This is a genomic window from Pseudomonas sp. BIGb0176 (genome assembly GCF_024810175.1).
GTDB lineage: Bacteria > Pseudomonadota > Gammaproteobacteria > Pseudomonadales > Pseudomonadaceae > Aquipseudomonas > Aquipseudomonas protegens.
Genome location: NZ_JANUEC010000002.1, coordinates 297663 through 323333, shown reverse-complemented (window position 1 = coordinate 323333; position 25671 = coordinate 297663). Strand labels below are relative to the sequence as shown.

28 protein-coding genes are annotated in these 25671 nt (G+C 62.9%); 22 read left to right on the top strand and 6 right to left on the bottom strand.

Translation table 11 applies throughout. The features are described from left to right. Positions 1-30 precede the first annotated feature (30 nt). Positions 31-609: a nucleoside triphosphate pyrophosphatase gene (locus M2395_RS12285; RefSeq protein ID WP_015634706.1), complete on the bottom strand. Its 579-nt coding sequence runs from the start codon at positions 607-609 to the stop codon at positions 31-33. 105 nt (positions 610-714) lie between these two features. Between M2395_RS12285 and M2395_RS12280 the strand changes: the two genes are divergently transcribed. The 20 genes from M2395_RS12280 to M2395_RS12185 all read left to right on the top strand — a co-directional run bounded on the left by M2395_RS12280 (position 715) and on the right by M2395_RS12185 (position 18728). Further along, positions 715-1242 (top strand): YceD family protein, encoded by a 528-nt coding sequence (locus M2395_RS12280; RefSeq protein WP_011060115.1) that lies wholly within the window; start codon positions 715-717, stop codon positions 1240-1242. A 13-nt stretch (positions 1243-1255) separates the two neighbouring features. Continuing rightward, positions 1256-1438 carry a 50S ribosomal protein L32 gene (gene rpmF / locus M2395_RS12275; protein ID WP_003179396.1) on the top strand — a complete coding sequence of 61 codons (183 nt, stop codon included), beginning with the start codon at positions 1256-1258 and terminating at the stop codon, positions 1436-1438. A gap of 3 nt (positions 1439-1441) precedes the next feature. Next, complete coding sequence (gene plsX, locus M2395_RS12270) at positions 1442-2452, top strand: phosphate acyltransferase PlsX (protein ID WP_072451636.1); 1011 nt, start codon at positions 1442-1444, stop codon at positions 2450-2452. A gap of 126 nt (positions 2453-2578) precedes the next feature. Continuing rightward, positions 2579-3517: an ACP S-malonyltransferase gene (gene fabD, locus M2395_RS12265; protein WP_011060117.1), complete on the top strand. Its 939-nt coding sequence runs from the start codon at positions 2579-2581 to the stop codon at positions 3515-3517. Between the two features lie 16 nt (positions 3518-3533). Further along, entirely contained in the window at positions 3534-4274 is a 741-nt protein-coding gene (fabG, locus tag M2395_RS12260; protein ID WP_015634709.1) for a 3-oxoacyl-ACP reductase FabG, read from the top strand. 196 nt (positions 4275-4470) lie between these two features. Next, a complete protein-coding gene (gene acpP, locus M2395_RS12255; protein WP_003175607.1) occupies positions 4471-4707 on the top strand; it encodes an acyl carrier protein in 237 nt (78 codons plus the stop codon). 110 nt (positions 4708-4817) lie between these two features. Beyond that, positions 4818-6062, top strand: coding sequence for a beta-ketoacyl-ACP synthase II (gene fabF, locus M2395_RS12250; RefSeq protein WP_011060119.1), 1245 nt, complete (start codon positions 4818-4820; stop codon positions 6060-6062). Next, entirely contained in the window at positions 6062-6877 is an 816-nt protein-coding gene (gene pabC / locus M2395_RS12245; protein WP_123430257.1) for an aminodeoxychorismate lyase, read from the top strand. The genes fabF and pabC overlap by 1 nt, the downstream gene beginning before the upstream one ends. 3 nt (positions 6878-6880) lie before the next feature. Further along, entirely contained in the window at positions 6881-8080 is a 1200-nt protein-coding gene (mltG, locus tag M2395_RS12240) for an endolytic transglycosylase MltG (protein WP_015634711.1), read from the top strand. Positions 8081-8099: 19 nt separating this feature from the next. Beyond that, positions 8100-8732 (top strand): dTMP kinase, encoded by a 633-nt coding sequence (tmk, locus tag M2395_RS12235; RefSeq protein ID WP_077933615.1) that lies wholly within the window; start codon positions 8100-8102, stop codon positions 8730-8732. Further along, positions 8725-9711, top strand: a complete 987-nt coding sequence (locus M2395_RS12230; RefSeq protein ID WP_123430258.1) for a DNA polymerase III subunit delta' — start codon at positions 8725-8727, stop codon at positions 9709-9711. Before tmk ends, M2395_RS12230 begins: the two co-directional genes overlap by 8 nt. Positions 9712-9795: 84 nt before the next feature. Next, positions 9796-10581, top strand: coding sequence for a TatD family hydrolase (locus M2395_RS12225; protein ID WP_011060124.1), 786 nt, complete (start codon positions 9796-9798; stop codon positions 10579-10581). 811 nt (positions 10582-11392) lie between these two features. Next, complete coding sequence (locus tag M2395_RS12220; protein ID WP_011060125.1) at positions 11393-12031, top strand: TetR/AcrR family transcriptional regulator; 639 nt, start codon at positions 11393-11395, stop codon at positions 12029-12031. 139 nt (positions 12032-12170) lie between these two features. Beyond that, the gene (locus M2395_RS12215) at positions 12171-13139 is read left to right on the top strand and encodes a GTP 3',8-cyclase MoaA (protein WP_011060126.1); all 969 of its coding nucleotides are present in this window, start codon (positions 12171-12173) and stop codon (positions 13137-13139) included. A 100-nt stretch (positions 13140-13239) separates the two neighbouring features. Continuing rightward, positions 13240-13842 (top strand): DUF4823 domain-containing protein, encoded by a 603-nt coding sequence (locus M2395_RS12210; protein WP_011060127.1) that lies wholly within the window; start codon positions 13240-13242, stop codon positions 13840-13842. 22 nt (positions 13843-13864) lie between these two features. After that, positions 13865-14428, top strand: coding sequence for a DUF1285 domain-containing protein (locus M2395_RS12205; protein WP_011060128.1), 564 nt, complete (start codon positions 13865-13867; stop codon positions 14426-14428). Positions 14429-14498: 70 nt separating this feature from the next. Further along, positions 14499-15212: a GntR family transcriptional regulator gene (locus M2395_RS12200; RefSeq protein ID WP_011060129.1), complete on the top strand. Its 714-nt coding sequence runs from the start codon at positions 14499-14501 to the stop codon at positions 15210-15212. Next, on the top strand, positions 15209-16207 hold the full coding sequence (locus M2395_RS12195) for an ADP-ribosylglycohydrolase family protein (protein WP_015634714.1): 999 nt from the start codon (positions 15209-15211) through the stop codon (positions 16205-16207). Before M2395_RS12200 ends, M2395_RS12195 begins: the two co-directional genes overlap by 4 nt. A gap of 141 nt (positions 16208-16348) precedes the next feature. Then, a complete protein-coding gene (locus M2395_RS12190; RefSeq protein ID WP_019094644.1) occupies positions 16349-17815 on the top strand; it encodes a cytosine permease in 1467 nt (488 codons plus the stop codon). Beyond that, positions 17808-18728 carry a PfkB family carbohydrate kinase gene (locus tag M2395_RS12185; protein WP_015634716.1) on the top strand — a complete coding sequence of 307 codons (921 nt, stop codon included), beginning with the start codon at positions 17808-17810 and terminating at the stop codon, positions 18726-18728. The genes M2395_RS12190 and M2395_RS12185 overlap by 8 nt, the downstream gene beginning before the upstream one ends. A gap of 26 nt (positions 18729-18754) precedes the next feature. Here M2395_RS12185 and M2395_RS12180 read toward each other — a convergent pair whose 3' ends face one another. The 3 genes from M2395_RS12180 to M2395_RS12170 all read right to left on the bottom strand — a co-directional run bounded on the left by M2395_RS12180 (position 18755) and on the right by M2395_RS12170 (position 20817). Then, positions 18755-19135, bottom strand: a complete 381-nt coding sequence (locus M2395_RS12180) for a Rho termination factor N-terminal domain-containing protein (RefSeq protein WP_019094643.1) — start codon at positions 19133-19135, stop codon at positions 18755-18757. A 53-nt stretch (positions 19136-19188) separates the two neighbouring features. Beyond that, on the bottom strand, positions 19189-19515 hold the full coding sequence (locus M2395_RS12175; RefSeq protein WP_011060134.1) for a hypothetical protein: 327 nt from the start codon (positions 19513-19515) through the stop codon (positions 19189-19191). Between the two features lie 84 nt (positions 19516-19599). Then, positions 19600-20817 (bottom strand): MFS transporter, encoded by a 1218-nt coding sequence (locus M2395_RS12170; RefSeq protein ID WP_015634718.1) that lies wholly within the window; start codon positions 20815-20817, stop codon positions 19600-19602. 211 nt (positions 20818-21028) lie between these two features. Here M2395_RS12170 and M2395_RS12165 point away from each other — a divergent pair, with 211 nt between their 5' ends. Next, positions 21029-21508 (top strand): GNAT family N-acetyltransferase, encoded by a 480-nt coding sequence (locus tag M2395_RS12165; protein WP_011060136.1) that lies wholly within the window; start codon positions 21029-21031, stop codon positions 21506-21508. A gap of 92 nt (positions 21509-21600) precedes the next feature. On the opposite strand, the gene M2395_RS12160 is transcribed toward M2395_RS12165, so the two are convergent. Next, positions 21601-22653, bottom strand: a complete 1053-nt coding sequence (locus tag M2395_RS12160; RefSeq protein ID WP_019094642.1) for an NAD(P)-dependent alcohol dehydrogenase — start codon at positions 22651-22653, stop codon at positions 21601-21603. A 181-nt stretch (positions 22654-22834) separates the two neighbouring features. Between M2395_RS12160 and M2395_RS12155 the strand changes: the two genes are divergently transcribed. Then, positions 22835-23725, top strand: coding sequence for an AraC family transcriptional regulator (locus tag M2395_RS12155; protein WP_011060138.1), 891 nt, complete (start codon positions 22835-22837; stop codon positions 23723-23725). 169 nt (positions 23726-23894) lie between these two features. Here M2395_RS12155 and M2395_RS12150 read toward each other — a convergent pair whose 3' ends face one another. Next, positions 23895-25559, bottom strand: coding sequence for an electron transfer flavoprotein-ubiquinone oxidoreductase (locus M2395_RS12150; protein WP_123430259.1), 1665 nt, complete (start codon positions 25557-25559; stop codon positions 23895-23897). Positions 25560-25671 lie beyond the last annotated feature (112 nt).

Genomic DNA, 25671 nt, shown 5'->3' with positions numbered 1-25671 from the left:
CGGCTTGAGTGCCGGCTTTTTTATGGCGGCTCAGGGTGTCTCTACGCCCTCGGCCAGTAGCATGTCCACGAGGCGGATCAGTGGCAGGCCTATAAGGCTGGTGGCGTCGCTGCCGGCGGTGCTCTGGAACAGGCTGACCCCCAGGCCTTCGGCCTTGAAGCTGCCGGCGCAATCATAGGGCTGTTCGGCGTGCAGGTAGCGTTCGATGCGGGTGCTGTCCAGGAGGCGCATGTTGACCGTGAACGGGACGCAGTCGACTTGGCAGTGGCCGGTCTGGCTGTTGAGCAGGGCCAGGCCGGTGAGGAAGGTCACGCTGGCGCCGCTGGCGTCCAGCAGTTGCTGGCGGGCTTTTTCGAAGGTATGGGGTTTGCCGATGATGCGCTCGCCGAGCACCGCGACCTGGTCGGAACCGATGATCAGGTGTGCTGGATGGCTGCTTGCCAGGGCGCGGGCCTTTTCCTCGGCCAGGCGTTTCACCAGGGCCGTGGCAGACTCTCCGGGACGATGGCTTTCGTCGATGTCAGGAGAGCTGCAGGTGAAGGGCAGGCGCAGGCGGGACAGCAATTCCCGGCGGTAGGCCGAGCTTGAGGCGAGTAATAAAGGCAGCATGTGCGTCTCCTGAGGCAGGCCGGGAATTCTAGCGAGGCTTGCAAGTGACGGACAGGGCTGAATTTCCTTTGACATGGCCTGGGGCATCCCTATAATGCTGCGCCTATGTTGAATGACCCGATTCCACCTCACGTTGACCCGCGCAAATTGGCTGACCGTGGCACCACCCTTCAAGGTGAACTGCTGCTGGCCGATTTGGAGAGACTCTGCGACCCGCTTTCCGACAATGTCGGTACGGTGCAGGCTAAATTCGTTTTCGAGCGTGACGAGCGTAAAGCTGTAGTTATCCACAGCTCCATCGACGTCGAAGTCAAAATGGTTTGCCAGCGTTGTCTTGAGCTGGTCACCCTGCCGATCCACAGTGAGTGCAGTTACGCTGTGGTGAAGGAGGGTGCGAATACCCAGTCGTTGCCGAAAGGTTATGACGTGCTGGAACTGGGCGAAGATCCTTTGGATCTGCAGGCGTTGGTCGAGGAAGAGCTTTTGCTTGCCTTGCCAATCGTGCCTGCTCATCATCCGGAAGAATGCCAGCAGCCGGCGGGGCTCGATGAGCCCGAACCGAGCGAGGACGAGGTAACGCGGTCCAACCCGTTCAGTGTATTGGCGCAGTTAAAGCGTGACCCAAACGTTTAGGAGTTAATCAATTATGGCTGTTCAGCAGAACAAAAAATCCCGCTCTGCCCGTGACATGCGTCGTTCCCACGATGCTCTCGAGGCTAGCACCCTGTCCGTAGAAAAGACCACCGGTGAAGTTCACCTGCGTCACCACGTATCGCCAGAAGGCGTATACCGTGGTCGTAAAGTGATCGACAAGGGCGCTGACGAGTAATCCTTGTCCGCTCAAGTCATCGCGATTGACGCAATGGGCGGGGACTTCGGTCCCCGCAGCATTGTTCAGGCGAGTATTGCTTGTCTGTCTGCTACCCCCTCGCTGCACCTGACCCTGGTTGGTCAACCCTCCCTTCTTGAAGAACTGATTTCCGGTCAAACGGCTGTGGATCGCGCGCGCCTGACGATTACCCCTGCAAGCGAGGTGATCACCATGGACGAAAAGCCTTCCCAGGCCCTGCGGGGCAAGCCGGACTCTTCGATGCGGGTGGCCCTTGAGCTGTTGCGCGATGAGAAGGTCCAGGCCTGCGTCAGTGCCGGTAATACCGGTGCGCTGATGGCGCTGTCGCGTTATGTGCTGAAAACCCTGCCCGGAATCGATCGGCCGGCGATGGTGGCTGCCATCCCGACTCAGCGTGGCTATTGCCAATTGCTGGATCTGGGAGCCAACGTCGATTGCAGTGCGGAGCACCTGTTGCAGTTCGCCATCATGGGCTCGGTTGCGGCGGAAACCCTGGGCATCGTGCGGCCGCGGGTGGCCTTGCTGAATATCGGCACCGAGGACATCAAGGGCAACCAGCAGGTCAAGCTGGCGGCGAGCTTGCTGCAGCAGGCCCGCGGCCTCAACTACATCGGTTTCGTCGAGGGCGATGGGTTGTATCGGGGCGAGGCGGACGTGGTGGTGTGCGACGGTTTTGTCGGCAACATCCTGCTCAAGTCCAGCGAGGGGCTGGCGACCATGATCGCCGCTCGTATAGAAGCCTTGTTCAGGCAGAATCTGCTGTCCCGGGCTGTTGGGGCGCTGGCCTTGCCGCTGATGCGCAGGTTGCAGGCGGATCTGGCGCCGGCGCGGCACAACGGTGCGAGTTTCCTCGGCTTGCAGGGGATCGTGGTGAAGAGCCATGGTTCTGCAGGCGTTCAAGGTTTCCAGAGTGCCATTCAGCGGGCGTTGATCGAGATCCAGGAAGACCTGCCGCGCCGCTTGCATGGGCGTCTTGAAGACTTGTTGCTTTAGGCGTTTTCCCTGTGGAGTGCTTAAATGTGACCGCTCAGTTCAATTGGCCATCCAACTGTCAGTTTCTTGCGTCCACCACGGTGTGACGTCAATTCTCCGACGACAAGATCATTAGGGGCTTGTTACATGTCTGCATCCCTCGCATTCGTCTTTCCAGGACAGGGCTCGCAGTCCCTCGGCATGTTGGCCGAGCTGGGCGCGCAGTACCCACTGATCCTCGATACGTTCAAAGAAGCCTCCGATGCTCTGGGCTACGACCTCTGGGCTCTGACCCAGGAAGGTCCTGCAGAGCTGCTCAATCAAACCGACAAGACCCAGCCGGCCATCCTCACCGCGTCCATCGCCCTGTGGCGTGTATGGCTGGCCGAAGGTGGTGCGCGCCCGGCTTTCGTCGCCGGTCACAGCCTGGGTGAATACAGTGCCCTGGTCGCCGCTGGCAGCCTGACCCTGGGTGAAGCGGCCAAGCTGGTCGAGCGTCGTGGCCAGTTGATGCAGGAAGCCGTGCCGGCAGGGCAGGGCGGCATGGCTGCAATTCTCGGCCTGGAAGATGCCGATGTGGTCGCCGCCTGTGCTGAAGCCGCGCAGGGCGAGGTGGTCAGCGCCGTGAACTACAACTCCCCTGGCCAGGTGGTGATCGCCGGGGCCAAGGCGGCTGTGGATCGCGCCATCGAGGGCTGCAAGGCGCGGGGCGCCAAGCGCGCCATGCCGCTGCCGGTCAGCGTGCCTTCCCACTGTGAGCTGATGCGCCCGGCCGCCGAGCGCTTTGCCGAGTCGATCGCTGCGATCAACTGGCAGGCGCCGCAGATTCCATTGGTACAGAACGTCAGTGCCGCTGTGGCCGCCGACCTGGACACCCTCAAGCGCGACCTGCTGGAGCAGTTGTACAAGCCGGTGCGTTGGGTCGAGTCGGTCCAGACTCTGGCAGCCAATGGCGCCACCGAGCTGGTCGAGTGCGGCCCGGGCAAGGTCCTGGCCGGCCTCAACAAGCGCTGCGCCGAAGGCGTGTCGACCTCTAACCTGAACACCCCAGATGCTTTCGCTGCCGCCCGTGCAGCGTTGGCCTGAACTAGGAGAAGCTTGCATGAGTCTGCAAGGTAAAGTTGCACTGGTGACCGGCGCCAGCCGTGGTATCGGCCAGGCCATCGCGCTTGAGCTGGGGCGTATGGGCGCCACCGTGGTGGGTACCGCCACGTCCGCTTCGGGTGCCGAGCGCATTGCTGCCACCCTCAAGGAAAATGGCATCCAGGGCACCGGCCTTGAGCTGAACGTTACCAGTGACGAGTCCGTGGCTGCAGTCCTGGCCAGCATCGCCGAGCAGTTCGGTGCGCCGGCGATCCTGGTGAACAACGCCGGCATCACTCGCGACAACCTGATGATGCGCATGAAAGATGACGAATGGTACGACGTGGTCGATACCAACCTGAACAGCCTGTATCGCCTGTCCAAGGGCGTTCTGCGTGGCATGACCAAGGCTCGTTGGGGCCGAATTATCAGTATTGGCTCGGTTGTGGGTGCCATGGGCAACGCAGGCCAAGTAAACTACGCGGCCGCCAAGGCCGGTCTCGAAGGTTTCAGCCGTGCCCTGGCCCGTGAAGTGGGTTCGCGGTCGATCACGGTGAACTCGGTTGCTCCAGGTTTTATCGACACCGATATGACCCGCGAACTACCGGAAGCTCAGCGTGAAGCGCTGCTGACGCAAATTCCGCTGGGTCGTCTGGGCCAGGCTCAAGAGATCGCGCAAGTGGTCGCTTTTCTGGCATCCGACGGTGCGGCATACGTTACTGGGGCTACAATCCCGGTCAACGGCGGGATGTATATGTGAGTCAAATGTGACGGATTGCTTCAAAAAAATGTCATACGAGCTGTCTAAAATCCGTTATAAAGCTGCAATCAATTTATAGGCAGATGGCCAAAGGGTTTGAGGGACAAAGCTTTCAGTTGAAAAGCTGAAAAGCCTTTCTATACACTTACCCACTGGCCAGCTGCCTGAATTTGTCCATTAGGAGTGAAAACAAGGTATGAGCACCATCGAAGAGCGCGTCAAGAAAATCGTTGCTGAGCAACTGGGCGTTAAAGAAGAAGAAGTTGTTAACACCGCTTCCTTCGTTGAAGACCTGGGTGCCGACTCCCTTGACACCGTTGAGCTGGTGATGGCTCTGGAAGAGGAATTCGAGACCGAAATCCCTGACGAAGAAGCTGAAAAGATCACTACCGTTCAAGCAGCTATCGACTACGTTACCAGCCACCAGGCTTAATCGTTTGTAGTCGTCTTTTGCTGTCATGGAAAAACCGCACTGCCGTTACGGCGTGCGGTTTTTTCTTTAGGCCTGATACAAAGTGTCGTCATTAGAAAAAGGAGAGTGCTGTGTCGCGTAGACGCGTCGTAGTCACCGGTATGGGTATGTTGTCGCCACTGGGTACGGATGTGCCAAGCAGCTGGCAGGGCATTCTGGCTGGCCAAAGTGGCATCGGTCTGATCGAACACACCGACCTTTCTGCCTATTCCACCCGTTTTGGCGGCTCGGTAAAGGGCTTCAATGTCGAGGAATACCTGTCGGTCAAAGAGGCCCGCAAACTCGACCTGTTCATTCAATACGGCCTGGCAGCCGGTTTCCAGGCGGTACGCAACGCCGGTCTGGAAGTCACCGATGCCAACCGTGAACGCATCGGCGTGGCCATGGGCTCGGGTATTGGCGGTTTGACCAATATCGAGGAAACCAGCCGCATCCTGCACGATTCCGGCCCACGACGGATTTCTCCGTTCTTCGTGCCTGGCTCGATCATCAACATGATTTCCGGTTTCCTGTCCATCCACTTGGGTGCCCAGGGGCCGAACTACGCCATTTCCACTGCATGCACCACCGGTACCCACTGCATCGGCATGGCTGCGCGCAACATCGCCTACGGCGAAGCCGACGTGATGATCGCGGGCGGTGCTGAAATGGCTGCCTGTGGCCTGGGCATGGGCGGCTTCGGCGCGTCCCGTGCACTGTCGACCCGCAACGACGAGCCGACCCGCGCCAGCCGTCCCTGGGACAAGGGACGTGATGGCTTCGTCCTGTCCGACGGCGCCGGCGCCCTGGTTCTGGAAGAGCTGGAGCACGCCAAGGCTCGTGGGGCCACCATCTATGCGGAGCTGATCGGCTTCGGCATGAGCGGTGACGCCTATCACATGACGTCGCCTCCCGCCGATGGTGCCGGTGCTGCGCGCTGCATCGCCAATGCCCTGCGCGACGCCAAGCTCAACGTGGACCAGGTGCAGTACATCAACGCCCATGGCACTTCGACTCCGGCCGGCGACCTGGCCGAGGCCGAAGCGATCAAGAGCGTGTTCGGCGATCACGCCTACAAGCTGGCGGTCAGTTCCACCAAGTCCATGACGGGTCACCTGCTGGGTGCCGCGGGGGCGATCGAGGCGATCTTCAGTGTGCTGGCAATCAACAGCCAGGCCGCGCCGCCCACCATCAACCTGGATGAGCCGGATGAAGGCTGCGACCTCGATTTCGTGCCGCACACCGCGCGCAGCATGGACATCGACGTAGTGCTGTCCAACTCCTTCGGTTTTGGTGGCACCAACGGCTCCCTGGTGTTCCGCCGGTTCTCCGAGTGATGCACAGCTGGGTCGACGGTCAGCCGGCTGACGCACTGTCGCTCAAGGACCGCGGCCTGGCTTACGGTGATGGTCTGTTCGAGACCATTGCCGTCAAATCCGGGCGCCCGCAGTTGCTGGAGCGGCATCTGCAGCGTCTGGCCGAAGGATGCCGGCGCCTGGCGCTGACGGCGGATCAAGCCCTGATCCGCAGTGAGCTGCAGGCTTATGCGGCGGCTTTGGGGGAGGGTGTGCTCAAGCTGATCCTGACCCGGGGCGACAGTCAGCGCGGCTATGCCGCCGATCCTGCAACCGCTGCACGGCGGATTCTCCAGGGCTCCGCATTGTCGGTGTATCCCCTGGCCCATGCCGAGCAAGGCATTCGTCTGTTTCCCTGTACCACGCGCCTGGCTGAGCAGCCGCTGCTGGCCGGCCTCAAGCACCTCAATCGTCTGGAGCAGGTTCTGGCTCGTGCCGAGTGGCGTGATGCCGAGCATGCCGAAGGCTTGATGCGAGATACCTCTGGGCGAGTTATCGAAGGCGTGTTCAGCAACCTGTTCCTGGTCAGCCAGGGGCGGCTGCTGACGGCTGACCTGAGTCGCTGCGGCGTGGCCGGGGTGATGCGCGCTGAAATATTGTTTCAGGCCGAGTCATTGGGCATCCCCGCGCAAGTCGGGGATATCAGTCTCGATCAACTGCAACAGGCTGATGAAGTCTTTGTCTGCAACAGTGTCTATGGCGTCTGGCCAGTGCTTGGCTGTGCCGGGATGAGCTGGTCGGCGGGTGCGCTCACCCGTAAACTGCAGGGCATTACCCGCGCACTACTGGATGCTTGATTCGTGAGACGTAAATTACTGCTCCTGCTGGAAACCGGACTGGTCCTGGCAGGACTGCTGTTGGGTGCGAGTGCCTGGAAACTGCACTCGGCCCTGGAACAACCGCTGAACCTGAGCCAGGAACAGTTGCTCGATGTTCCCGCCGGCTCGACGCCCACCGGCACCTTCAATCGTCTGCAAGCCGAGGGTGTGCTCGATGATGCCTTCTGGCTGCGCCTGTACTGGCGCTTCAATATGGCGGGCCAGCCTCTACACAGCGGCGAGTACCGCATGACCCCGGGCATGACCGCCGAAGGCCTGATCGGCCTCTGGCAGCGCGGTGAGGTGGTGCAGTACAGCCTGACCCTGGTGGAAGGCTGGAATTTCCGCCAGGTACGCAGCGCCCTGGCCAAGAGCGAAAAATTGCAGCAGACCCTGACGGGGCTCAGCGACAGCCAGGTGATGGAAAAGCTCGGGCATCCCGGGGTTTTCCCTGAAGGGCGTTTCTTCCCTGACACCTATCGTTTCGTTCGGGGCATGACCGACGCCGAACTCCTGGAAAAAGCCTACGACCGCCTGGACGATGTGCTGGCCAAGGAGTGGAGCAAGCGTGCCGACGATGCGCCTTACAGCGACCCTTATCAGGCGCTGATCATGGCCTCGCTGGTGGAGAAGGAAACCGGTGTACCCCAGGAACGTGGGCAGATCGCAGGCGTGTTCGTGCGTCGCATGCAGATTGGCATGCTGCTGCAGACCGATCCTACGGTGATCTACGGCCTCGGTGAGCGTTACACCGGCAAGTTGACCCGGGCTCATCTCAAGGAAGCCACACCCTATAACACCTACGTGATTGCCGGCCTGCCGCCGACGCCGATCGCCATGGTCGGACGCGAGGCGATCCACGCCGCCCTCAACCCGGTGCCCGGCAAGAGCCTGTATTTTGTCGCGCGGGGCGACGGCAGCCATGTGTTCTCCGATGACCTGGATGCCCACAACAGCGCGGTGCGCGAGTTTCAGCTCAAGCGTCGCGCCGACTACCGTTCCAGCCCGGCTCCAGCCGCCACGCCAGCGGTCCCCGAAGCGGTAGGTCCGGCGCCGCAGACGCCTGCAGCCCCTGGCCCGGAGACGGCTCCGGCAAGCGCCCCGCAAGCTGCGCCCGAGCCGGCTGCGACTCCGGCTCCTGCCGAGCCTGTGCCCGAGCCCGCGGCGAAAAGCCCGCAATGACATTGATTAAGGACTGCCCGTGACTGGCTTGTTTATTACCCTGGAAGGCCCGGAAGGCGCGGGCAAAAGCACCAATCGCGAGTACCTCGCCGAGCGCCTGCGCGCTGCGGGGATCGAGGTGCTGTTGACCCGTGAACCCGGCGGCACGCCGCTGGCCGAGCGGATTCGCGATGTGCTGCTGACCCCGTTGGAAGAGGTCATGAATGCCGATACCGAGCTGTTGCTGGTGTTCGCCGCGCGTGCCCAGCACCTGGCAACGGTGATTCGTCCGGCCCTGGAGCGCGGTGCGGTGGTGCTGTGCGACCGCTTCACCGACTCCACTTACGCCTACCAGGGCGCGGGCCGCGGCCTGAGCCTTGCGCGCATTGCTGCGCTGGAGGATTTCGTCCAGGGCGAGTTGCGCCCCGACCTGACCCTGGTCTTCGACCTGCCGGTGGATGTCGGCCTGGCGCGAGCCAGTGCTCGTGGCCGGCTGGATCGCTTCGAGCAGGAAGGCCAGGCCTTCTTCGAGACGGTTCGCGAAGCCTTCCTGGCCCGCGCCGCAGCGGCGCCGCAGCGTTATGTGCTGGTGGATGCGGCGCAGCCCCTGGCCCAGGTCCAGCAGTCCCTGGACAGCTTGTTGCCGCAGTTGCTGGAGCGCGCCCGTGGCTGAAGTCTTCCCCTGGCAGGACAGCCTCTGGCAGCAATTGGCGGGGCGTACCCAGCATGCCCATGCCTACCTGTTGCATGGCCCAGCGGGTATCGGCAAGCGGGCCCTGGCCGAGCGGCTGATGGCGCGCTTGCTGTGCCAGCGCCCGGAAGGCCTGGACGCCTGTGGCCAATGCAAGTCCTGCCTGTTGCTGCTGGCCGGCAGCCACCCGGACAACTACGTGCTGGAGCCGGAGGAAGCGGACAAGGCGATCAAGGTCGACCAGGTCCGCGAACTGGTGAGCTTCGTGGTCCAGACCGCCCAGTTGGGGGGGCGCAAGGTGGTGCTGATCGAGCCGGTGGAGTCGATGAATATCAACGCCGCCAACGCCCTGCTCAAGAGTCTCGAGGAGCCTTCCGGCAACACTGTGCTGTTGCTGGTAAGCCACCAGCCCAGCCGGTTGTTGCCCACTATCAAGAGCCGTTGCGTGCAGCAGGCCTGCCTGCTGCCCAGCGAGGCCATGAGCCTTGAGTGGCTGGCCCAGGCCCTGCCTGATTGCTCCGAGGAGGAGCGGGTGGAGCTCTTGACCCTGGCTGCGGGTTCGCCGCTGGCAGCGGTCAGCCTGCAGGCCCAGGGTGTTCGCGAGCAGCGGGCGCAAGTGGTGGAAGGGGTGAAGAAGCTGCTGAAACAGCAGCAGTCGCCCACGCAACTGGCCGAATCCTGGAGTGCCATTCCCTTGTTGCTGCTGTTCGACTGGTTCTGCGACTGGTCGAACCTGGTCCTGCGCTATCAACTGACCCAGGATGAGCAGGGGCTGGGCCTGCAAGACATGCGCAAGGTGCTGCAATACCTGGCGCAGAAGTCTGCCCAGGCCAAGGTGCTGAACATCCAGGACTGGATCCTGGCCCAGCGCCAGAAGGTCCTGAGCAAGGCCAACCTCAACCGCGTGCTGTTGCTGGAAGCCTTGCTGGTGCAGTGGGCGGCCCTGCCTACCCAGAATTGACCCGCAGCGCCTAGACTCAGCGTTGTTTCCGCCCGGGCGCCACAACCCGGGCCTTTCATTGATCGGATGTAGTTGTAGCCTCCTATGCTCGTAGATTCCCATTGCCACCTTGATCGCCTCGACCTCGCCGCTCATGACGGCTCTCTGGATGCTGCGCTGGCTGCTGCCCGCCAGCGGGGGGTAGGGCACTTCCTGTGCATCGGTGTCAGCGCCGACAACGCGGCGGACGTCAAGGCCCTGGCCGATCGTTATGACGATGTCGACTGCTCGGTGGGCGTGCATCCGCTGGATGTGCAGCCCGGCGCAGCGCCGGCCCTGGACTGGCTGCTGGATGAACTGAATCACCCCCGGGTAGTGGCCATTGGCGAGACTGGCCTGGACTATCACTACGAGCCGGAAGCCGCCGAGCTGCAGCAGGAATCCTTCCGCCTGCACCTGCAGGCCGCCCAGCAGACCGGCAAACCGGTGGTGGTGCACACCCGCGGCGCCCGCGCCGACACCCTGGCACTGCTGCGCGAGGCGGCATTGCCCAATGCCGGTGTGCTGCATTGCTTCACCGAAGACTGGGAAATGGCCAAGGCGGCCCTGGATCTGGGTTTCTATATTTCCCTCTCGGGGATTGTCACCTTCCGCAATGCCGATGCCCTGCGGGACGTGGCCCGACAGGTGCCGGCCGACCGCCTGCTGGTGGAGACCGATTCGCCTTACCTGGCGCCGATCCCCTATCGTGGCAAGCCCAACCTGCCGCAGTACGTGCGCGAGGTGGCGGAGTTCCTGGCGATGCTGCGGGGCGAAAGCTATGAAGCCTTTGCCCAGCAGACCACGGCCAACTTCAAGCGGCTGTTCCCCTTGGCGCGGGTCAAGGGCTGAGCCTGGGTCGCACGGTGCACTGGCGCTGAATTGCGGGCAAAAAAAACCCGGGTTCTGGGGGGTGAATCCGGGTTAAGACCATTAGGAGTAAAACTAAGGCACGCGGTCCTTCGGTACCTTGATCGGCGTTTCACTTGGGGGAGATGTCCCGCCGACAGTTGAAGTATTGATCACTATTGCATTCAGTCCAGTTGCCCCTGCTCGTTTTTTAAACAAATTTGGAATACGCGCGCTTCGCTTGAGTTCTCATTTGGGTTGCCTGTATCGCAGTTTTCGACTCGATCGCTGAATATCACCTGATTTTTAGCCGATAAGACTAAAAATAGCCGAACTTTCCTGAAAGTTGCCTACATAATCTGTTGCAGTTTGCTGTACCTGCCCGGCTGGCAGTTATCAACGCCATCGATACTTTCGGATTATTCTTCCGCTCTTCTAGGGCTTCTCTGATGCTGTGGGACGGCAGTTGCATTGGCCCCCGCTGAGCGACGAATCAGCCGGGCAATGATGGAATTGCGACTTATCGAGGCCTTTGCGTCGCACGCAGGGCGTGGGGCAATCCAGGGTGCTGGGTGCGGGAAAAACCAGACTTCGCGGTCTGATCCGGAGCTTGGCGGCTGTGGAAGTTTGCTATTTGAACCCTGGCCCGGCCCCGTATTCACGGGATTTCCCTGGCTTTTGGCGCCTGTCTGGAAGGTTCTGACGGGGCGGCTTTTGCGCCAGAAACACCAGCAACGATGGATGATCCGTGCATTTTGGCGCAAGTTAGGCATAATACGCGGCTTCGATTTTGACCCCGAACAGACCTTTTCTTATGCAGAAAGAACCTCGTAAGGTCCGTGAGTTTCGTCGCCGCGAGCAAGAAATTCTCGATACCGCGCTCAAGCTGTTCCTCGAACAAGGTGAAGACAGTGTCACCGTCGAGATGATTGCGGATGCCGTGGGTATCGGCAAAGGGACCATCTATAAGCATTTCAAGTCCAAGGCGGAGATCTACCTGCGCCTGATGCTCGACTACGAGCGCGACCTGAACGAGCTGCTGCACTCGGCCGACGTCGACAAGGACAAGGAAGCCCTGTCCCGGGCCTACTTCGAATTCCGCATGCGTGACCCGCAGCGCTATCGGTTGTTCGACCGCCTGGAAGAGAAGGTGGTCAAGGGCAACCAGGTGCCGGAGATGGTCGAGGAACTGCACAAGATCCGCGCGTCCAACTTCGAGCGCCTGACCCTGCTGATCAAGGGTCGCATCAGTGAAGGCAAGCTTGAAGACGTGCCGCCATACTTCCACTACTGTGCCTCGTGGGCGCTGGTGCATGGTGCGGTTGCGCTGTACCACTCGCCGTTCTGGAGCAATGTGCTGGAAGATCAGGAAGGCTTCTTCCAGTTCCTGATGGACATCGGTGTGCGCATGGGCAACAAGCGCAAGCGCGACCCCGACACCTCGAACAGCTAAGGCATTCAGCCGCTGTATTGCGCCATCGACAAACTGTATGGCGCAGTGTCCGAGGAATATACTCAGGCATGGGACTTGCCAAAACCTGATTTTTGGGTCAGGTTTTGCCCGGTTCTCCCTTCCTACGCCGGAGTCATCCATGATCGTTGATCGTCAAGGCAGGCGCTTTCGCAACTTGCGGATCAGTCTGACGTCTGCCTGCAACTACGCCTGTACCTACTGCGTGCCCAACGGCAAGCGGCTGGTGGCTGCCCAGGATGAGTTGTCGGCCGAGGCAATGGCTCGCGGCGTGGCGTACCTGATGGAAGCGGCGGGCATCGAGCGCTTGCGCATCACCGGTGGCGAACCCCTGGTCAGTCCCAAGCTGGAAGCCTTCATGGGCGCGGTGGGGCGCATGGGGCTGGACGACATCAGCCTGACCACCAATGGCCAATTGCTTGCGCGCAAGCTGCCGTTGCTGGTGGAGGCCGGTATCCGCCGGATCAACGTTTCCCTCGATACCCTGGATGCGACGGCCTTTCGCAGCATTGCCCGTGGCGGCGACCTGGCCACGGTGCTCGATGGCATGCAGCAAGCCCGCAGTGCCGGTTTGAAGATCAAGGTCAACATGGTGCCGTTGCGCGGGCAGAACCTGGATCAGGTGATGCCGTTGCTGGATTACTGCCTGGAACGGGGTTACGAGCTGCGTTTCATCGAGCTGATGCGCATGGGCCACCTGGCCAATGATGGCAACGCTTTCCTGCAGCAGTTTGTCAGCCTGCAACAGTTGCTGGACCTGATCGGCCAGCGCTACGAATACCTTCAGGCCGATGCGCCGGTGGATGCTACCGCGGTGCGCTACGCCATTCCCGGGCACGGTCATTTCGGCGTGATCGCCAACGAAAGCGTGCCGTTCTGCCGCACCTGCTCGCGTTTGCGGCTGTCCTCCACGGGCTGGCTGCACGGCTGCCTTTCTTCGAGCAATCGTCACTATGTCGGCGACCTGCTGGACAAGCCGCGCCATCAGGCTCTGCCGGCCTTGCAGCGGCTGCTGGTCAAGGCCTTGGGGGACAAGCAGGAGCTGGCCTTTTCCGGTGGAGCCACGGTGATGAAGATCATTGGCGGCTGAGGTGCTTTGCCGACGAATTCCCTTCCTTGGCGGAGCTGGCGCGGAAGCTGCATCCCGTGGCCATTCGCCGGTTTTCCGTCACCGGATTTTGGAGGGTAGGATGCGTAGCCTGGTTTTGCTGCTGGCCTTTTTGGCACTCGGCGGCTGCATGAATGTCAGTGATATGGGCGAAGGGGTGCGCTATCACCTGAGTGATGCGGGGGTGCTCGATCACAGTGATACACGCCGCACCAGCTCGTTCCGCATTCAGCCGGATTCGTTCATTTTCATTGCCCAGGGGCATTTCGTACCGCCGGGTGGCGCTTATCCGCGGCCCAACGTGGTAGCCGAGGAAGCCTTCAACGGCTTTGTCGAGTATTTCCCCATGGTGCGTCGGGCCAAGGCGCCCGAGGGCCTGAATGAAGCCATGGCCGAAGCCCGGGAAGCGGGGGCGCACTATCTGCTCTACGCCCGTTTCGCCAAGGCCGATGACCGTATCGGTAACTCTGACGAGTGGCTGGATCAGGAAGCCGTGGACCGCCTAGGGGTGGATACCAGTACCATCCAGATCATGTTGATCGAAACCAGTACCCAGTACCTGATCGATTCCGCGCGGATTCGCAGCCGTGGCGGTTTACTGACGTTCCACGACAACAAGCCACAGGATCTGCTTGGTCCGCCGTTGCAGCAATACGCGCGCGGCCTGCTGGGCCTGAGCGACTGATTGATTGAGGGAGGAGAGCGGTATGAGTGGTCCAGGCAAGGCCAACGACCTGTTGGCGCAGATTCCCAAGGCTGAAAAAGGCCTGCCGCCGGTCCACCTGTGGAACCCCGACTTCTGCGGCGATATCGACATGCGCATCGCCCGCGACGGCACCTGGTATTACCTGGGTACGCCGATCGGCCGCAAACCCATGGTCAAGCTGTTCTCCACCATCATTCGCCGCGATGGCGATGACTATTTCCTCATCACTCCGGTGGAGAAGGTCGGCATCAAGGTCGACGACGCACCCTTCGTCGCCGTGACCCTGGAGGTCGAAGGGCAGGGCGAGGCTCAGGTGCTGCGCTTTTCTACCAACGTCGAGGAGCAGGTGGTCGCCAATGACGAGCACCCGCTGCGGGTGGTGATCGACCCCCTGACCCAGGAACCGGCGCCTTACATCCTGGTTCGACACAATCTTGAAGCGCTGATCCATCGCAACGTCTTCTACCAACTGGTGGAGCTGGCGCAGACCCGCCAGATCGACGGCCAGAATTGGCTGGGGGTGTGGAGTTGCGGGGTGTTCTTTCCCATTGGTCTTGAACCCTGACGGGCGTTTCAGACGGCTGTAAGAAGATATTTCTTGCTCTGGCTCGGGCCTTTCATGTATCAAACCGGACATGATCAAACATGTCCGATTCGATAAGAAAACAAGGGTGGTCGACGAGTTGATCCGGCGTATTGAAAGCGGCCTGTTGGAGGACGGCTTTCAACTGCCGGGCGAGCATCAGTTGGCCGAAGAATTCGGTGTCAGCCGTGGCACCTTGCGCGAGGCCCTGGCCGAGCTCAAGCGGCGCAACTACATCGCCACGCAAAGCGGCGTAGGCTCCATCGTCACCTTCGACGGTGTTGCCCTGGATCAGCATCATGGCTGGGCCCAGGCCCTGGCCGACAGCGGTGCGCTGGTCAACACCGAGGTGCTGCGCCTGGAAGCGATCCAGCGCCCGGACCTCAAGCATCGCCTGGGCACCGACCAGTTCATCGCCCTCGATCGCCGGCGCCGCAGCACCGATGGCCGGGTGCTGTCCCTGGAGCGCTCTCTGATCCCGGCTTCCGGCGAGCTGGAAGGCCTGCCTAGGGTCGGCCTGATCGATGATTCCCTGACCATTACCCTGGCCGCCTACGGCTATATCGGCGAGCGCGGCGATCAGTGGATCGGCGCCGAGCCCTTGAATGCTGAAGATGCCCAATTGCTCGGACGTGCTCCGGGCGAAGTCTTCCTCAAGGCCCTGCGTACCACCTACGACCGCCAGGGGCGCTTTATGGAGCAGGTCGAAAGCCTGCTGGACCCGCAGCATTTTCGCATGCACCTGCAGTTCGGAGAGCCGCGGTGAATGCATTGCAGCGCGCCCTGGGCGCCTTTTACGGGCTGGCCCTGGGCGATGCGCTGGGCATGCCGACCCAATCCTTGAGCCGGGAACAGATCCAGCAGCGCTTCGGCGTCATCCGCACCCTGGAGGACGCCGGCCCGGACCAGCCGATTGCCGCGAACATGCCCCGGGGCTCCATTACCGACGATACCGAGCAGGCGATCCTGGTGGCTCGCCTGTTGGTCCGGGGGCAGGGCCGGATCGCTCCGGCGGCCCTGGCCCAGAGCCTGATCGAGTGGGAGGCGCAGATGCAGGCCAAGGGTTCCCAGGATCTGCTGGGGCCTTCCACCAAACGCGCCATTGAAATGATCCTCGCCGGGGAGTCCGTTGAAGAGGCGGGCCGCTATGGCACCACCAATGGCGCCGCCATGCGCATCACGCCGGTGGGCATCGCCGCCGATGTGGCTCGGCCCGAGACCTTTCTGCAGGCGGTGGTCGAGGCCTGCCAGGTGACGCACAACACCAGCCTGGGCATTGCCAGCGCGGCGGCGGTGGCGGCGGTGGTGTCCGCCGGAATCAACGGCCAGCCTCTGGCCGAAGCCTTGGCACTTGGTGTGCAGGTCGCCCGGCAGGCCCAGGCCCAGGGGCACTGGGTAGCGGGTGCCACCATCGGTGCTCGCTTGGACTGGACCGGCACCCTGCGTGTCGACGGCGATCGGGAAGGCTTTGCGCGGATGCTCTACGAGCTGATCGGCACCTCGGTGGCTTCCCAGGAATCGGTGGTGGTGAGTTTCGCCCTGGCCCGACAAGTGGCCCTGGGGCAATTGCCGGCCTTCGAGGCACTGTGCATGGCCGCGGGCCTGGGGGGCGACACCGACACAATCGCGGCGATTCTCGGTGCCATGCTCGGCGCTTGCCTGGGGATGGAGATCTGGCCTGGCGAACTGATCGGGCAGGTGCGAAAGGTCAATGAGCTGGACCTGCAGCCTCTGGTGGAACAGCTGCTGGCGCTGCGTTGAGCCGCCTTTAAGGTACAGGCCGCGGTGTGCGGCCATGTTGCCGATCGCTATGGAAAGCTATGACACGGCCAGGAATGCCGGGATGTTCTGTGACTTCCGAAATTGCCCAATACCCCTAACAACGGCAACAGGAGTTTTATCATGAGTTCATCCACGGCCGGATCAGGCGCCGGGCAACTGGAAACCCGCGGTATCGAGCCGGTTCCCGAGGCAGAGTGCGACGGGCACCCGCTGCAGCTGTTCTGGGTCTGGTTCGCGGCCAACATCAGTATTCTCGGCCTGCCCCTGGGGGCGACTCTGGTGGCGTTTCGCGGTTTGTCGATCTGGCAGGTGCTGCTGGTGGCCATCCTGGGGTCGGTGGGGTCGTTCGCCGTGGTCGGCCTGATCTCGGTAGCCGGCCGGCGCGGGCGGGCGCCGAGCCTGACCCTGTCCCGGGCAATCTTCGGGGTGCGGGGCAATATCGGCCCGACCCTGGTGTCGATGCTTTCACGGGTTGGCTGGGAGACGGTCAATACCACCACGGCGGCCTTTGTCCTGCTGTCCCTGAGCTCGATCCTGTTCCAGACCCCGGCCTCGGCCAAGGATGCGCCGCTGCTGACCCTGCTGTTCATCGGCATCTTCGTGCTGATGACCCTGAGCGTCTCCGGCCTGGGCCACGCCACCTTGCTGGTCATCCAGAAGTGGGCCACCTACGGCTTTGGTGCCCTGAACGTGCTGGTGGGCGGTTTCCTCTGCGCCACCATCGACTGGGCGGCGGTCTTCAATGCCGCGCCGGCCCCCATGAGCGCGATGATCATCGGCGTCGGCACCATGGCCGCCGGGACCGGGATTGGCTGGGCCAGTTCCGGGGCCGATATGTCGCGTTATCAGCACCGTTCGGTAACGGCCGGGCGCCTGGTGGCTTCGGCGGCGTTTGGCGCCGGCATTCCGCTGGTGTTGCTGATTACCCTGGGCGGGTTGCTGTCGGTGGGCAACGACCACCTGGCCTCGGCAGTGGACCCGATCATCGCGATCCGCGACATGCTGCCGACCTGGATGGCGGTGCCCTACCTGGTCGCGGCCTTTGGCGGCCTGCTGCTGTCCAACAACCTCTCTGTGTATTCCGCCGGCCTCACCGCGCTGACCCTGGGCCTCAAGGTCAAGCGGGTCTATGCGGTGCTGGTGGATATCGTGGCGATCTTCCTCGGCTCGATCTATTTCATGCTGATTGCCGACAGCTTCTATGGCCCTTTCATCAGCTTCATCTCCCTGCTGGCGGTGCCGATCACCGCCTGGGTGGGGATCTTCGTGGTGGACCTGATCCATCGTCATCACTACAGCGCCGATGATCTGCTCAACGTCGGCCCGAGCAGCGCCTACTGGTACCGGGGCGGCATCGAATGGCGAGCCTTTGGCGCCTGGGTGCTGGCGATTGTGCTGGGCTTCGGTTTCACCACCATCGGCACCACTGCCGAAGACGTCTGGTTCACCGGGCCCCTGGCCGATTCCTGGCTGGGGCATAACGGCCTGGGCTGGATCGTCACCTTCCTGGTGGCCGGCGGCGGTTACGCTCTACTGGGCGGTGCCCGGGACCGGCGCGCGGCCTTTGTCGAGAACGCCAATGCCTAGGTTGCTGCACACCGGCCAGGTGATAGTCGACCTGGTGATGGCGGTAGAGCGCCTGCCGGCCTCCGGAGGCGATGTGCTCGCGCAATCCGCGGGCTTCGAGGCCGGTGGCGGCTTCAACGTGATGGCCGCCGCGGCGCGCAACGGGTTGCCGGTGGTCTACCTCGGGCGCCACGGGCAGGGGCGCTTTGGCGACCTGGCGCGGGCGGCGATGCAGGGCGAAGGCATACAGATGAGCCTGGAGCCCGGCAGGGGGGCTGATACCGGTCTGTGCGTGGCCCTCACCGAAGCCTCTGCTGAACGCACCTTCATTTCCCATATCGGCGCCGAGGGCGAATTGTCGGCCGAGGATCTGGCCCGGGTCCGAGTGGAGGCGGGGGATTACCTCTATGTCAGCGGCTACAGCCTGTTGCAGGAGTGCAAGGCACGGGCCCTGCTGGACTGGTTGCTGGCGCTGCCTCGTTCGATCCCATTGATGTTCGACCCGGGGCCGTTGGCCGGTTCGGCAGATTCACCCTTGATGGCGGCGCTGTTGCCGCGGATCGACATCTGGAGCAGCAACCGCGCCGAGGCATTGCAATTGACCGGTACTTCGCAGATTGCCCAGGCGCTGGCGCAGCTCGAAAGCTGGTTGTCACCTGCGGCGTTGCTGGTGCTGCGTGATGGCCCCCGCGGCTGTTGGGTCAGCCGCCAGGGGCAGGCGGTGCAGGTGCCGGGGTTCAAGGTGGAGGCGGTGGACAGCAACGGTGCCGGTGATGCCCACGCCGGGGTCTTGGTCGCCGGGCTCGCAGCGGGTCTTGAGCCGCTGATGGCGGCTCGTCGGGCCAACGCCGCGGCGGCGATTGCCGTCACCCGGCGTGGCCCGGCCACCGCTCCGGGCAGTGCCGAAGTGGATGCCTTGCTGGCGCGCGGCTGAGTTAGCGGCGAGCAACTGGCCGCCGGTCAGCCGGCCTTGCTCAAGGCTTCGATCAGCTCCTGCTTGCGCATGCGCGAGCGTCCCGGAATCTTCTTCGCCCGAGCTTCGCGCATCAGGCTGTCCTTGCTCTGGGTGCCCAGGGACGCCGCGCTGTTGCGGGCATGCCCGTGGCGTGTGGCCACTGCGCGCCGGGCCGACTCGCTGCGGGCCCGGGCTTTGTCTGCGGGGCTTTTGTCCCGACCGGAGCCACCCGCCCGTTCACCGCCACCGGACTGTTTGTTCACCGTGGCCCAGGCCCGTGCTTCGGCCTGCTCCGGCGAGAGCCCGCGTTCTTCGTAGCTGGCTTCGATGGCCGCGGCCTTGCGGCGCTGGGCCAGGGTGTATTTGGCTTTGCTTCCTCGAGTCATGACATCTCTCCTCAAGGCCCTGGCGCACAGGGCCTGCTGGATTGAACCGGCGGTTACTGGCTGCTGCCTTCAGAACCTGAGCCGCCGGTGGTGGTTTTCGAGCCGGTACCGGTCTTGCCACTGTCGGGTGTGCTGGAGTCCATGGTGCCGACACCGCCCTGGCGGCCGTTGTCGTTGCCCTGAATGCGCGGGTCGGTCCCGGTCGCCGGTGGCAATGAGCCTTCGTCCATGGCCGGTGGGTTGATGTTGATCTTCGGCGTGCCCTGGGTGGCCGGGGATTTCGGGCCTTCAACCGGGTTGGTCGGGCCGGTGGCGCCGGCCAGGGCAGCAGTGGACAGCAGCCCGGCCAGGGCCAGGGCGCAGAGTTGGACCTTGATCATGGTGTCGCCTCCATTCGTTAGAGTCGTTACCTGATATTGGTCCGCTGCCGGGGCCGGTTGGTGCCTGATGATCGACGAACGGTGTTATGCACCGGCTGCCATACGCCAGTGGCCCAGGCGCCGCCAGCCCAGGCGGCCAAGGCTGATCAGCCAGTTCAGCAACGCCACGCCGAGCACCGTGAACAGCAGCGCCTGGATGCCGGCTTCGACGATGATCCGCCCGGCCAGCCAGGGAAAACCGAAGACCCCGATGAAGTACGACAGGCTGAACAGCAGCAACGCCTGGGAGGTGCAGCCGGCTGGCGCTTCGTTGGCCGCCAGGCCGTTGATCACCGAGTAGGTCAGGCCATAGCCCACCCCCAGGGTCACGGCAGCCAGCAGGTAGCTGGCGCTGCTGTCGACAGCAAATAAAAAGAGCAGGATCGACACCAGCATCAGCCCCGAGAGCAGGCAGGCGGCACGATAGGGATCGCGCTTGACCACGATCCCGGCGATCAGCAGGCGGCTGGCGATGGCGGCGCTCATGAAGCCGAGGAAGAACAGCGAGTAGTCGACGCCGCGGGAGGGGCCGTAGCTGGTCTGGAAGCTCGACAGGCCGCCGAATACGCAACCTCCCAGGCCCACCATGAGAATCGGCCAGACGGCGCGGGAGGACAGCACCTGCGCGGTGCCAGCCCAGGTGATGCTAGCCGCCGCGGTGCCCAGGTGGTTGGCCTGCTGGCGCAGCCGGCCGCCCAGCCGCCAGAAGATCAGCACACCCAGCAGGCTGGCACCGGCGGCGATCAGAAAGGCGCTGGTCAGTGGGTAGCCCAGGGCACTGGCCAGGCGCCCCAGCAAGGGGCCGGAGCCGATGCCGGTCATCATGCTGCCCGACAGCAATGCGAAGTAGCGGGCCCGTTGCGCGGGCTCCACCAGCATCGCCACGATGATCGGTCCCAGGGTATAGAACACCCCCCAGCCCAGGCCCAGGGTCAGGCCGAAGAACAGCAGGCCGGGGCCGACCCCCGGGGTCAGGGCAAAGCCCAGGCTGGCCACCGCCAACAGGCAGCCGAACACTGCCACCGAGCGCGCGGCGCCCAGGCGGTCCGAGAGGTGCCCGGAGCCGATCACCGCAACAAAGGTGCTGAGCATGGCTGTGGAAATCACCGTGCCGGCATCGTGTTCATTGCCGCCACGGCTGCCGATCAGCAGCGACAGGAGAAAGGTCGAGCCGTAGGACAGCGACAGCAGGTAGCTGCCCAGGCAGAACAGGCCGAATAACGGGGCCGAGACCCGGGACTGCTGCGGGGTGCACGCCGACATGAAAGTGCCTCTTTATGCTTGAAGTCATGCCGGGCTTTCTAACATGGCGCCTCCCGGTGTTTGTTGTGTTCCTGCAGGCCTCAGGGTTAGTCGGCAGCGGAGTAAGTGCCGTGCGCAAGGAGCTGGGCCGGGGGGCTTGGCATAAATGGTCGTGCATGTATTTCTGCTGCCGTTCTAATATGGCCGCCTGATTCCAACAAGAGAGCCGTCGATGACCGTAGAAATCCGTCCTGCACTGCCCAGCGATGCCCCGCAGATTCTTGCGTTCATCACCGAACTTGCCGATTACGAGCGGGCCCGCCATGAAGTGATCGCCAGCGTCGCCGATATCGAACGCAGCCTGTTCAGCGAGGGGGCCACGGCCCATGGCCTGATCTGCCTGCGCGAAGGCGTGCCGATCGGCTTTGCGGTGTTCTTCTTCAGTTATTCCACTTGGCTGGGCAGCAATTGCCTGTACCTGGAGGACCTTTACATCACTCCGGAACAACGGGGCGGCGGGGCGGGCAAGCAACTGCTGCGGCATCTGGCGCAGATCGCCTGTGACAATGATTGCGGGCGCTTCGAATGGAGTGTGCTGGAGTGGAACGAGCCGGCGATCCAGTTCTACAAGTCCCTGGGCGCCCAGCCTCAGGAGGAATGGGTCAAGTACCGCATGGATGGCGAAGTGCTGCGCGCCTTTGCTCGCGGCTGACGCCAGCTTGCTCGTGGAGGAGCCGGCGTGCCGGCGAAGGCGCACGCCATCGGCGCCCCCGGCGACCAGCCATGCTTTGACGGTGTCGAGAATCAGCCTTTCAAGGTTGCCATGTCGATCACGAAGCGGTACTTCACATCACCCTTGATCATGCGCTCGTAGGCTTGATTGATCTGGCGGATGTCGAGCATTTCGATATCGCAGGTGATGCCGTGCTCGGCGCAGAAGTCCAGCACTTCCTGGGTCTCGGCAATGCCGCCGATCAGCGAGCCGGCCAGCACCCGGCGGCTCATCACCAGCTTGCCGGCGTGCAGCGCCGGGTCCACCGGTTCGATCAGGCCCACCAGGATATGCACGCCATCGAAGCGCAGGGTGTCGAGGTAGGGGTTGAGGTCGTGGGGCACCGGGATGGTGTCCAGGAGAAAGTCGAAGTGCCCGGCCACCGACTGCATCTGCGCCACGTCGGTGGATACGATCACATGGTCCGCACCCTGGCGGCGGGCTTCTTCGGCCTTGCTCGCGGAGCGGGTGAACAGGGTCACTTCGGCGCCCAGGGCCTTGGCGAACTTGATGCCCATGTGGCCCAGGCCGCCCATGCCGAGAATCCCCACCTTGTCACCGGGCTTGACCCCGTAATGCTTGAGTGGCGAGTAGGTGGTGATGCCGGCGCAGAGGATTGGCGCAGCGCTGGCCAAGTCGAGTTTCTCCGGAATGCGCACCACAAAGTGCTCGCTGACCACGATGCTGTCGGAGTAGCCGCCCATGGTGTTGCTGCCATCGACCCGGTCCGGGGTGGCGTAGGTCATGGTCGGGCCTTGCAGGCAGTATTGCTCCAGGTCGGCGGCGCAGGCCTCGCAGTGGCGGCAGGAATCCACCATGCAACCGACGCCCACCAGGTCGCCGACCTTGTGCTTGCTGACGTTGGCGCCGACGGCTGTGACCTTGCCGACGATCTCGTGGCCCGGCATCAGCGGGTACACGGCGATGCCCCATTCGTTGCGGGCCTGGTGGATATCGGAGTGGCAGACGCCGCAGTAGAGGATCTCGATGGCGACGTCGTCCGCACGCGGACTGCGGCGCTGGAAGCTCATGGGGGCGAGGGGAGTGGTGGCCGATTGGGCGGCATAACCGATGGCGGTGTACATGGTGGACCTCGCAAAAAGCATTGACGATTGAGGCGTGGCATTCTCGGCGTCGGGCCCTGGGCCAACCATGGCGATTCCTCGGCATGTCATGCCTATTCCTCCGGCATTGGCGGTTTTCACGCGGCATTGGCGTACAGACCTGCGATGATGTTTTCGTCCCTTTTTCCGTGAAGTTTTCCCCATGCTGCTGACCCGCCATCTGGATGCCAACGCCACCCTGGTCTCGCTGATCCAGCCCCTTGCCAGCCGTGACGGTTTCGTTGCCACCGCCTTGCCCGGGGTCCAGGTGCTGCGGGCCAGTTGCGACGTGGCGCGGGGCCCGCAGATCTATGAGCCGAGCCTGATGATCATTGCCCAGGGCAGCAAGCTGGCCTACCTGGGCACGCGAACCCTGGAATACGGTGCCGGGCATTACCTGATCCAGGCCCTGTCGGTGCCCTTCGAGTGCGAAACCTTCGCCTTGCCCGATGCGCCGCTGCTGGGGGTTTCCATCGCTATCGACCGGGCGGTGTTGAGCGAGCTGGTGCTGGCCATGGGCGTCACCGAAGGCCGGGCGGCTTCGGCGCAGACCCTGGAGTCGATGACTTCGGCTGTGCTCGACGACGCCATGCGTGGTTGCGTGGAACGCCTGTTGCGCTGCCTGCACGATCCTCTGGAGTGCAAGGTCATGGGCCCTTCACGGGTGCGCGAGTTACTCTTTGCCGCTTTGCGCGGGCCCCAGGCCGATGCGCTGCGGGCGCTGGTGGAGCAGCAGGGGCAATTCGCCCGGGTTGCGGCTTCGCTCAATCACCTGCACGAGCACTACACCGAGCCGTTGAACGTCGAGACCCTGGCCCGCTGCGCCAACATGAGCACCTCGACCTTCCACGAGCATTTCAAGCGCAGCACCCTGCTGTCGCCGGTGCAGTACCTCAAGCGCCTGCGCCTGCTCAAGGCCCAGCAGTTGCTGTTGGGAGAGGGGCTGGGCGTGGCCCAGGTGGCTCATCGGGTGGGCTACCAGAGCACTTCGCAGTTCAGCCGCGAGTACAAGCGCTACTTCGAACGCAACCCGGGCGAAGAACGCGCCGCTTGAAAACACCGCGCCCCTTGTAGGAGCTGGCTTGCCAGCGAATGCGCCCTTGGGCCGGAGCAAGGCTTGGGGGGCTCTTCGCCGGCAAGCCGGCTCCTACAGGTGGCGGTGTCGCTGAATCCCGGGCATGAAAAAGGCCCCCATAAAGGGGGCCTTCTTTTATCGCACCGGCTTACATGTTCGGGTAAGTCGGGCCGCCGGCGCCTTCCGGAGTGACCCAGGTAATGTTCTGGGCCGGGTCCTTGATGTCGCAAGTCTTGCAGTGCACGCAGTTCTGCGCGTTGATCTGGAAGCGCTTCTCGCCATCTTCCTGGGTGATCACCTCATACACGCCGGCCGGGCAGTAACGCTGGGCAGGTTCGTCGTACAGCGGCAGGTTGCGGCTCAGCGGGATGCTCGGGTCGGTCAGCTTCAGGTGGCAAGGCTGTTCTTCTTCATGGTTGGTGCCGGAGATGAACACCGAGCTCAACTTGTCGAAGCTGAGTTTGCCGTCGGGTTTCGGATAGTCGATCTTCACGCAGTCCTTGGCCAGCTTCAGGCAGGCGTAGTCCGGCTTGGTGTCGTGCAGGGTGAACGGCAGTTTGCCGCCGAAGATATTCTGGTCCATCCAGTTGAAGCCCGCGCCTATGATCGGGCCGAACTTGTGCATGGCCGGGCCGAAGTTGCGGCTGGCGAACAGCTCTTCATACAGCCAGCTGGCCTTGAACGAATCGACGTAGCTCTTGAGTTCGTCGGCGCCTTCGGAGCCGGCGAACAGCGAGTCGGCTACCGCATCGGCGGCCAGCATGCCGGACTTCATGGCGGTGTGGCTGCCCTTGATCTTGGCGAAGTTCAGGGTGCCAAGGTTGCAGCCGATCAGCGCGCCACCCTTGAACACCATCTTCGGCAGCGAGTTCAGGCCGCCCTTGCAGATGGCGCGGGCGCCGTAGCTGACGCGCTTGCCGCCTTCCAGGTACTGCTTGAGCACCGGGTGATGCTTGAGGCGCTGGAACTCGTCGAACGGCGACAGGTAAGTGTTGGCGTAGGACAGGTCGACGATCAGGCCCACTACTACCTGGTTGTTTTCCAGGTGATAGAGGAAGGAGCCGCCAGTGTTCTCGTTGCTCATGATGTCCAGCGGCCAGCCGGCGGTGTGCACCACCAGGCCAGGCTGGTGCTTGGCCGGGTCGATTTCCCAGATTTCCTTGAGGCCGATGCCGTAGTGCTGGGCGTCGGCGTCGCTGTCCAGGTTGAACTGCTTGATCAGTTGCTTGCCGATATGGCCACGGCAGCCTTCGGCGAACAGGGTGTATTTGCCGCGCAGTTCCATGCCGGGGGTGTACATGCCCTCTTTCGGCTGGCCTTCACGGTCGACACCCATGTCGCCGGTAAGAATCCCGCGGACTACGCCGTTTTCGTCGATCAGGGCTTCCTGGGCGGCAAAGCCCGGGTAGATTTCAACGCCCAGGTTCTCGGCCTGCTGGGCCAGCCAGCGGCACAGATTGCCCAGGGAAATGATGTAGTTGCCTTCGTTGTGCATGGTCTTGGGCACAAAGAAGTCTGGAACCTTGGTGGAGGTTTCGCCGCTGCGCAGGACATAGATGTCGTCGCGGGTGACCGGGGTGTTGAGCGGGGCGCCCAGTTCCTTCCAGTCCGGGAACAATTCATTCAGGGCCCGTGGTTCGAACACGGCACCGGAAAGGATGTGAGCACCGACTTCGGAGCCTTTTTCAACCACGCAGACGCTGATTTCCTTCCCGGCTTCAGCGGCCTTCTGCTTAAGGCGGCAAGCGGCGGACAAGCCTGCGGGGCCGGCACCGACGATGACCACGTCGAATTCCATGTATTCGCGTTCCACTAGGCTATCTCCTACTCAAGGCTCAACGGTTTTTTCTAATTGGAGGTTTGGCGTTGCATCCCCCGCTTTCTCCCATCGCGCATGGGGGGAGAAGGGGAGGACGGCCGACCTT

What these genes read in the sequence shown, in the direction of transcription:
- M2395_RS12285 (WP_015634706.1), bottom strand. Translation starts at nt 609, where the DNA reads ATGCTGCCTTTATTACTCGCCTCAAGCTCGGCCTACCGCCGGGAATTG.
- M2395_RS12280 (WP_011060115.1), top strand. Translation starts at nt 715, where the DNA reads ATGTTGAATGACCCGATTCCACCTCACGTTGACCCGCGCAAATTGGCT.
- rpmF (WP_003179396.1), top strand. Translation starts at nt 1,256, where the DNA reads ATGGCTGTTCAGCAGAACAAAAAATCCCGCTCTGCCCGTGACATGCGT.
- fabD (WP_011060117.1), top strand. Translation starts at nt 2,579, where the DNA reads ATGTCTGCATCCCTCGCATTCGTCTTTCCAGGACAGGGCTCGCAGTCC.
- fabG (WP_015634709.1), top strand. Translation starts at nt 3,534, where the DNA reads ATGAGTCTGCAAGGTAAAGTTGCACTGGTGACCGGCGCCAGCCGTGGT.
- acpP (WP_003175607.1), top strand. Translation starts at nt 4,471, where the DNA reads ATGAGCACCATCGAAGAGCGCGTCAAGAAAATCGTTGCTGAGCAACTG.
- pabC (WP_123430257.1), top strand. Translation starts at nt 6,062, where the DNA reads ATGCACAGCTGGGTCGACGGTCAGCCGGCTGACGCACTGTCGCTCAAG.
- M2395_RS12225 (WP_011060124.1), top strand. Translation starts at nt 9,796, where the DNA reads ATGCTCGTAGATTCCCATTGCCACCTTGATCGCCTCGACCTCGCCGCT.
- M2395_RS12220 (WP_011060125.1), top strand. Translation starts at nt 11,393, where the DNA reads ATGCAGAAAGAACCTCGTAAGGTCCGTGAGTTTCGTCGCCGCGAGCAA.
- M2395_RS12215 (WP_011060126.1), top strand. Translation starts at nt 12,171, where the DNA reads ATGATCGTTGATCGTCAAGGCAGGCGCTTTCGCAACTTGCGGATCAGT.
- M2395_RS12210 (WP_011060127.1), top strand. Translation starts at nt 13,240, where the DNA reads ATGCGTAGCCTGGTTTTGCTGCTGGCCTTTTTGGCACTCGGCGGCTGC.
- M2395_RS12205 (WP_011060128.1), top strand. Translation starts at nt 13,865, where the DNA reads ATGAGTGGTCCAGGCAAGGCCAACGACCTGTTGGCGCAGATTCCCAAG.
- M2395_RS12200 (WP_011060129.1), top strand. Translation starts at nt 14,499, where the DNA reads ATGATCAAACATGTCCGATTCGATAAGAAAACAAGGGTGGTCGACGAG.
- M2395_RS12190 (WP_019094644.1), top strand. Translation starts at nt 16,349, where the DNA reads ATGAGTTCATCCACGGCCGGATCAGGCGCCGGGCAACTGGAAACCCGC.
- M2395_RS12185 (WP_015634716.1), top strand. Translation starts at nt 17,808, where the DNA reads ATGCCTAGGTTGCTGCACACCGGCCAGGTGATAGTCGACCTGGTGATG.
- M2395_RS12180 (WP_019094643.1), bottom strand. Translation starts at nt 19,135, where the DNA reads ATGACTCGAGGAAGCAAAGCCAAATACACCCTGGCCCAGCGCCGCAAG.
- M2395_RS12175 (WP_011060134.1), bottom strand. Translation starts at nt 19,515, where the DNA reads ATGATCAAGGTCCAACTCTGCGCCCTGGCCCTGGCCGGGCTGCTGTCC.
- M2395_RS12170 (WP_015634718.1), bottom strand. Translation starts at nt 20,817, where the DNA reads ATGTCGGCGTGCACCCCGCAGCAGTCCCGGGTCTCGGCCCCGTTATTC.
- M2395_RS12165 (WP_011060136.1), top strand. Translation starts at nt 21,029, where the DNA reads ATGACCGTAGAAATCCGTCCTGCACTGCCCAGCGATGCCCCGCAGATT.
- M2395_RS12160 (WP_019094642.1), bottom strand. Translation starts at nt 22,653, where the DNA reads ATGTACACCGCCATCGGTTATGCCGCCCAATCGGCCACCACTCCCCTC.
- M2395_RS12155 (WP_011060138.1), top strand. Translation starts at nt 22,835, where the DNA reads ATGCTGCTGACCCGCCATCTGGATGCCAACGCCACCCTGGTCTCGCTG.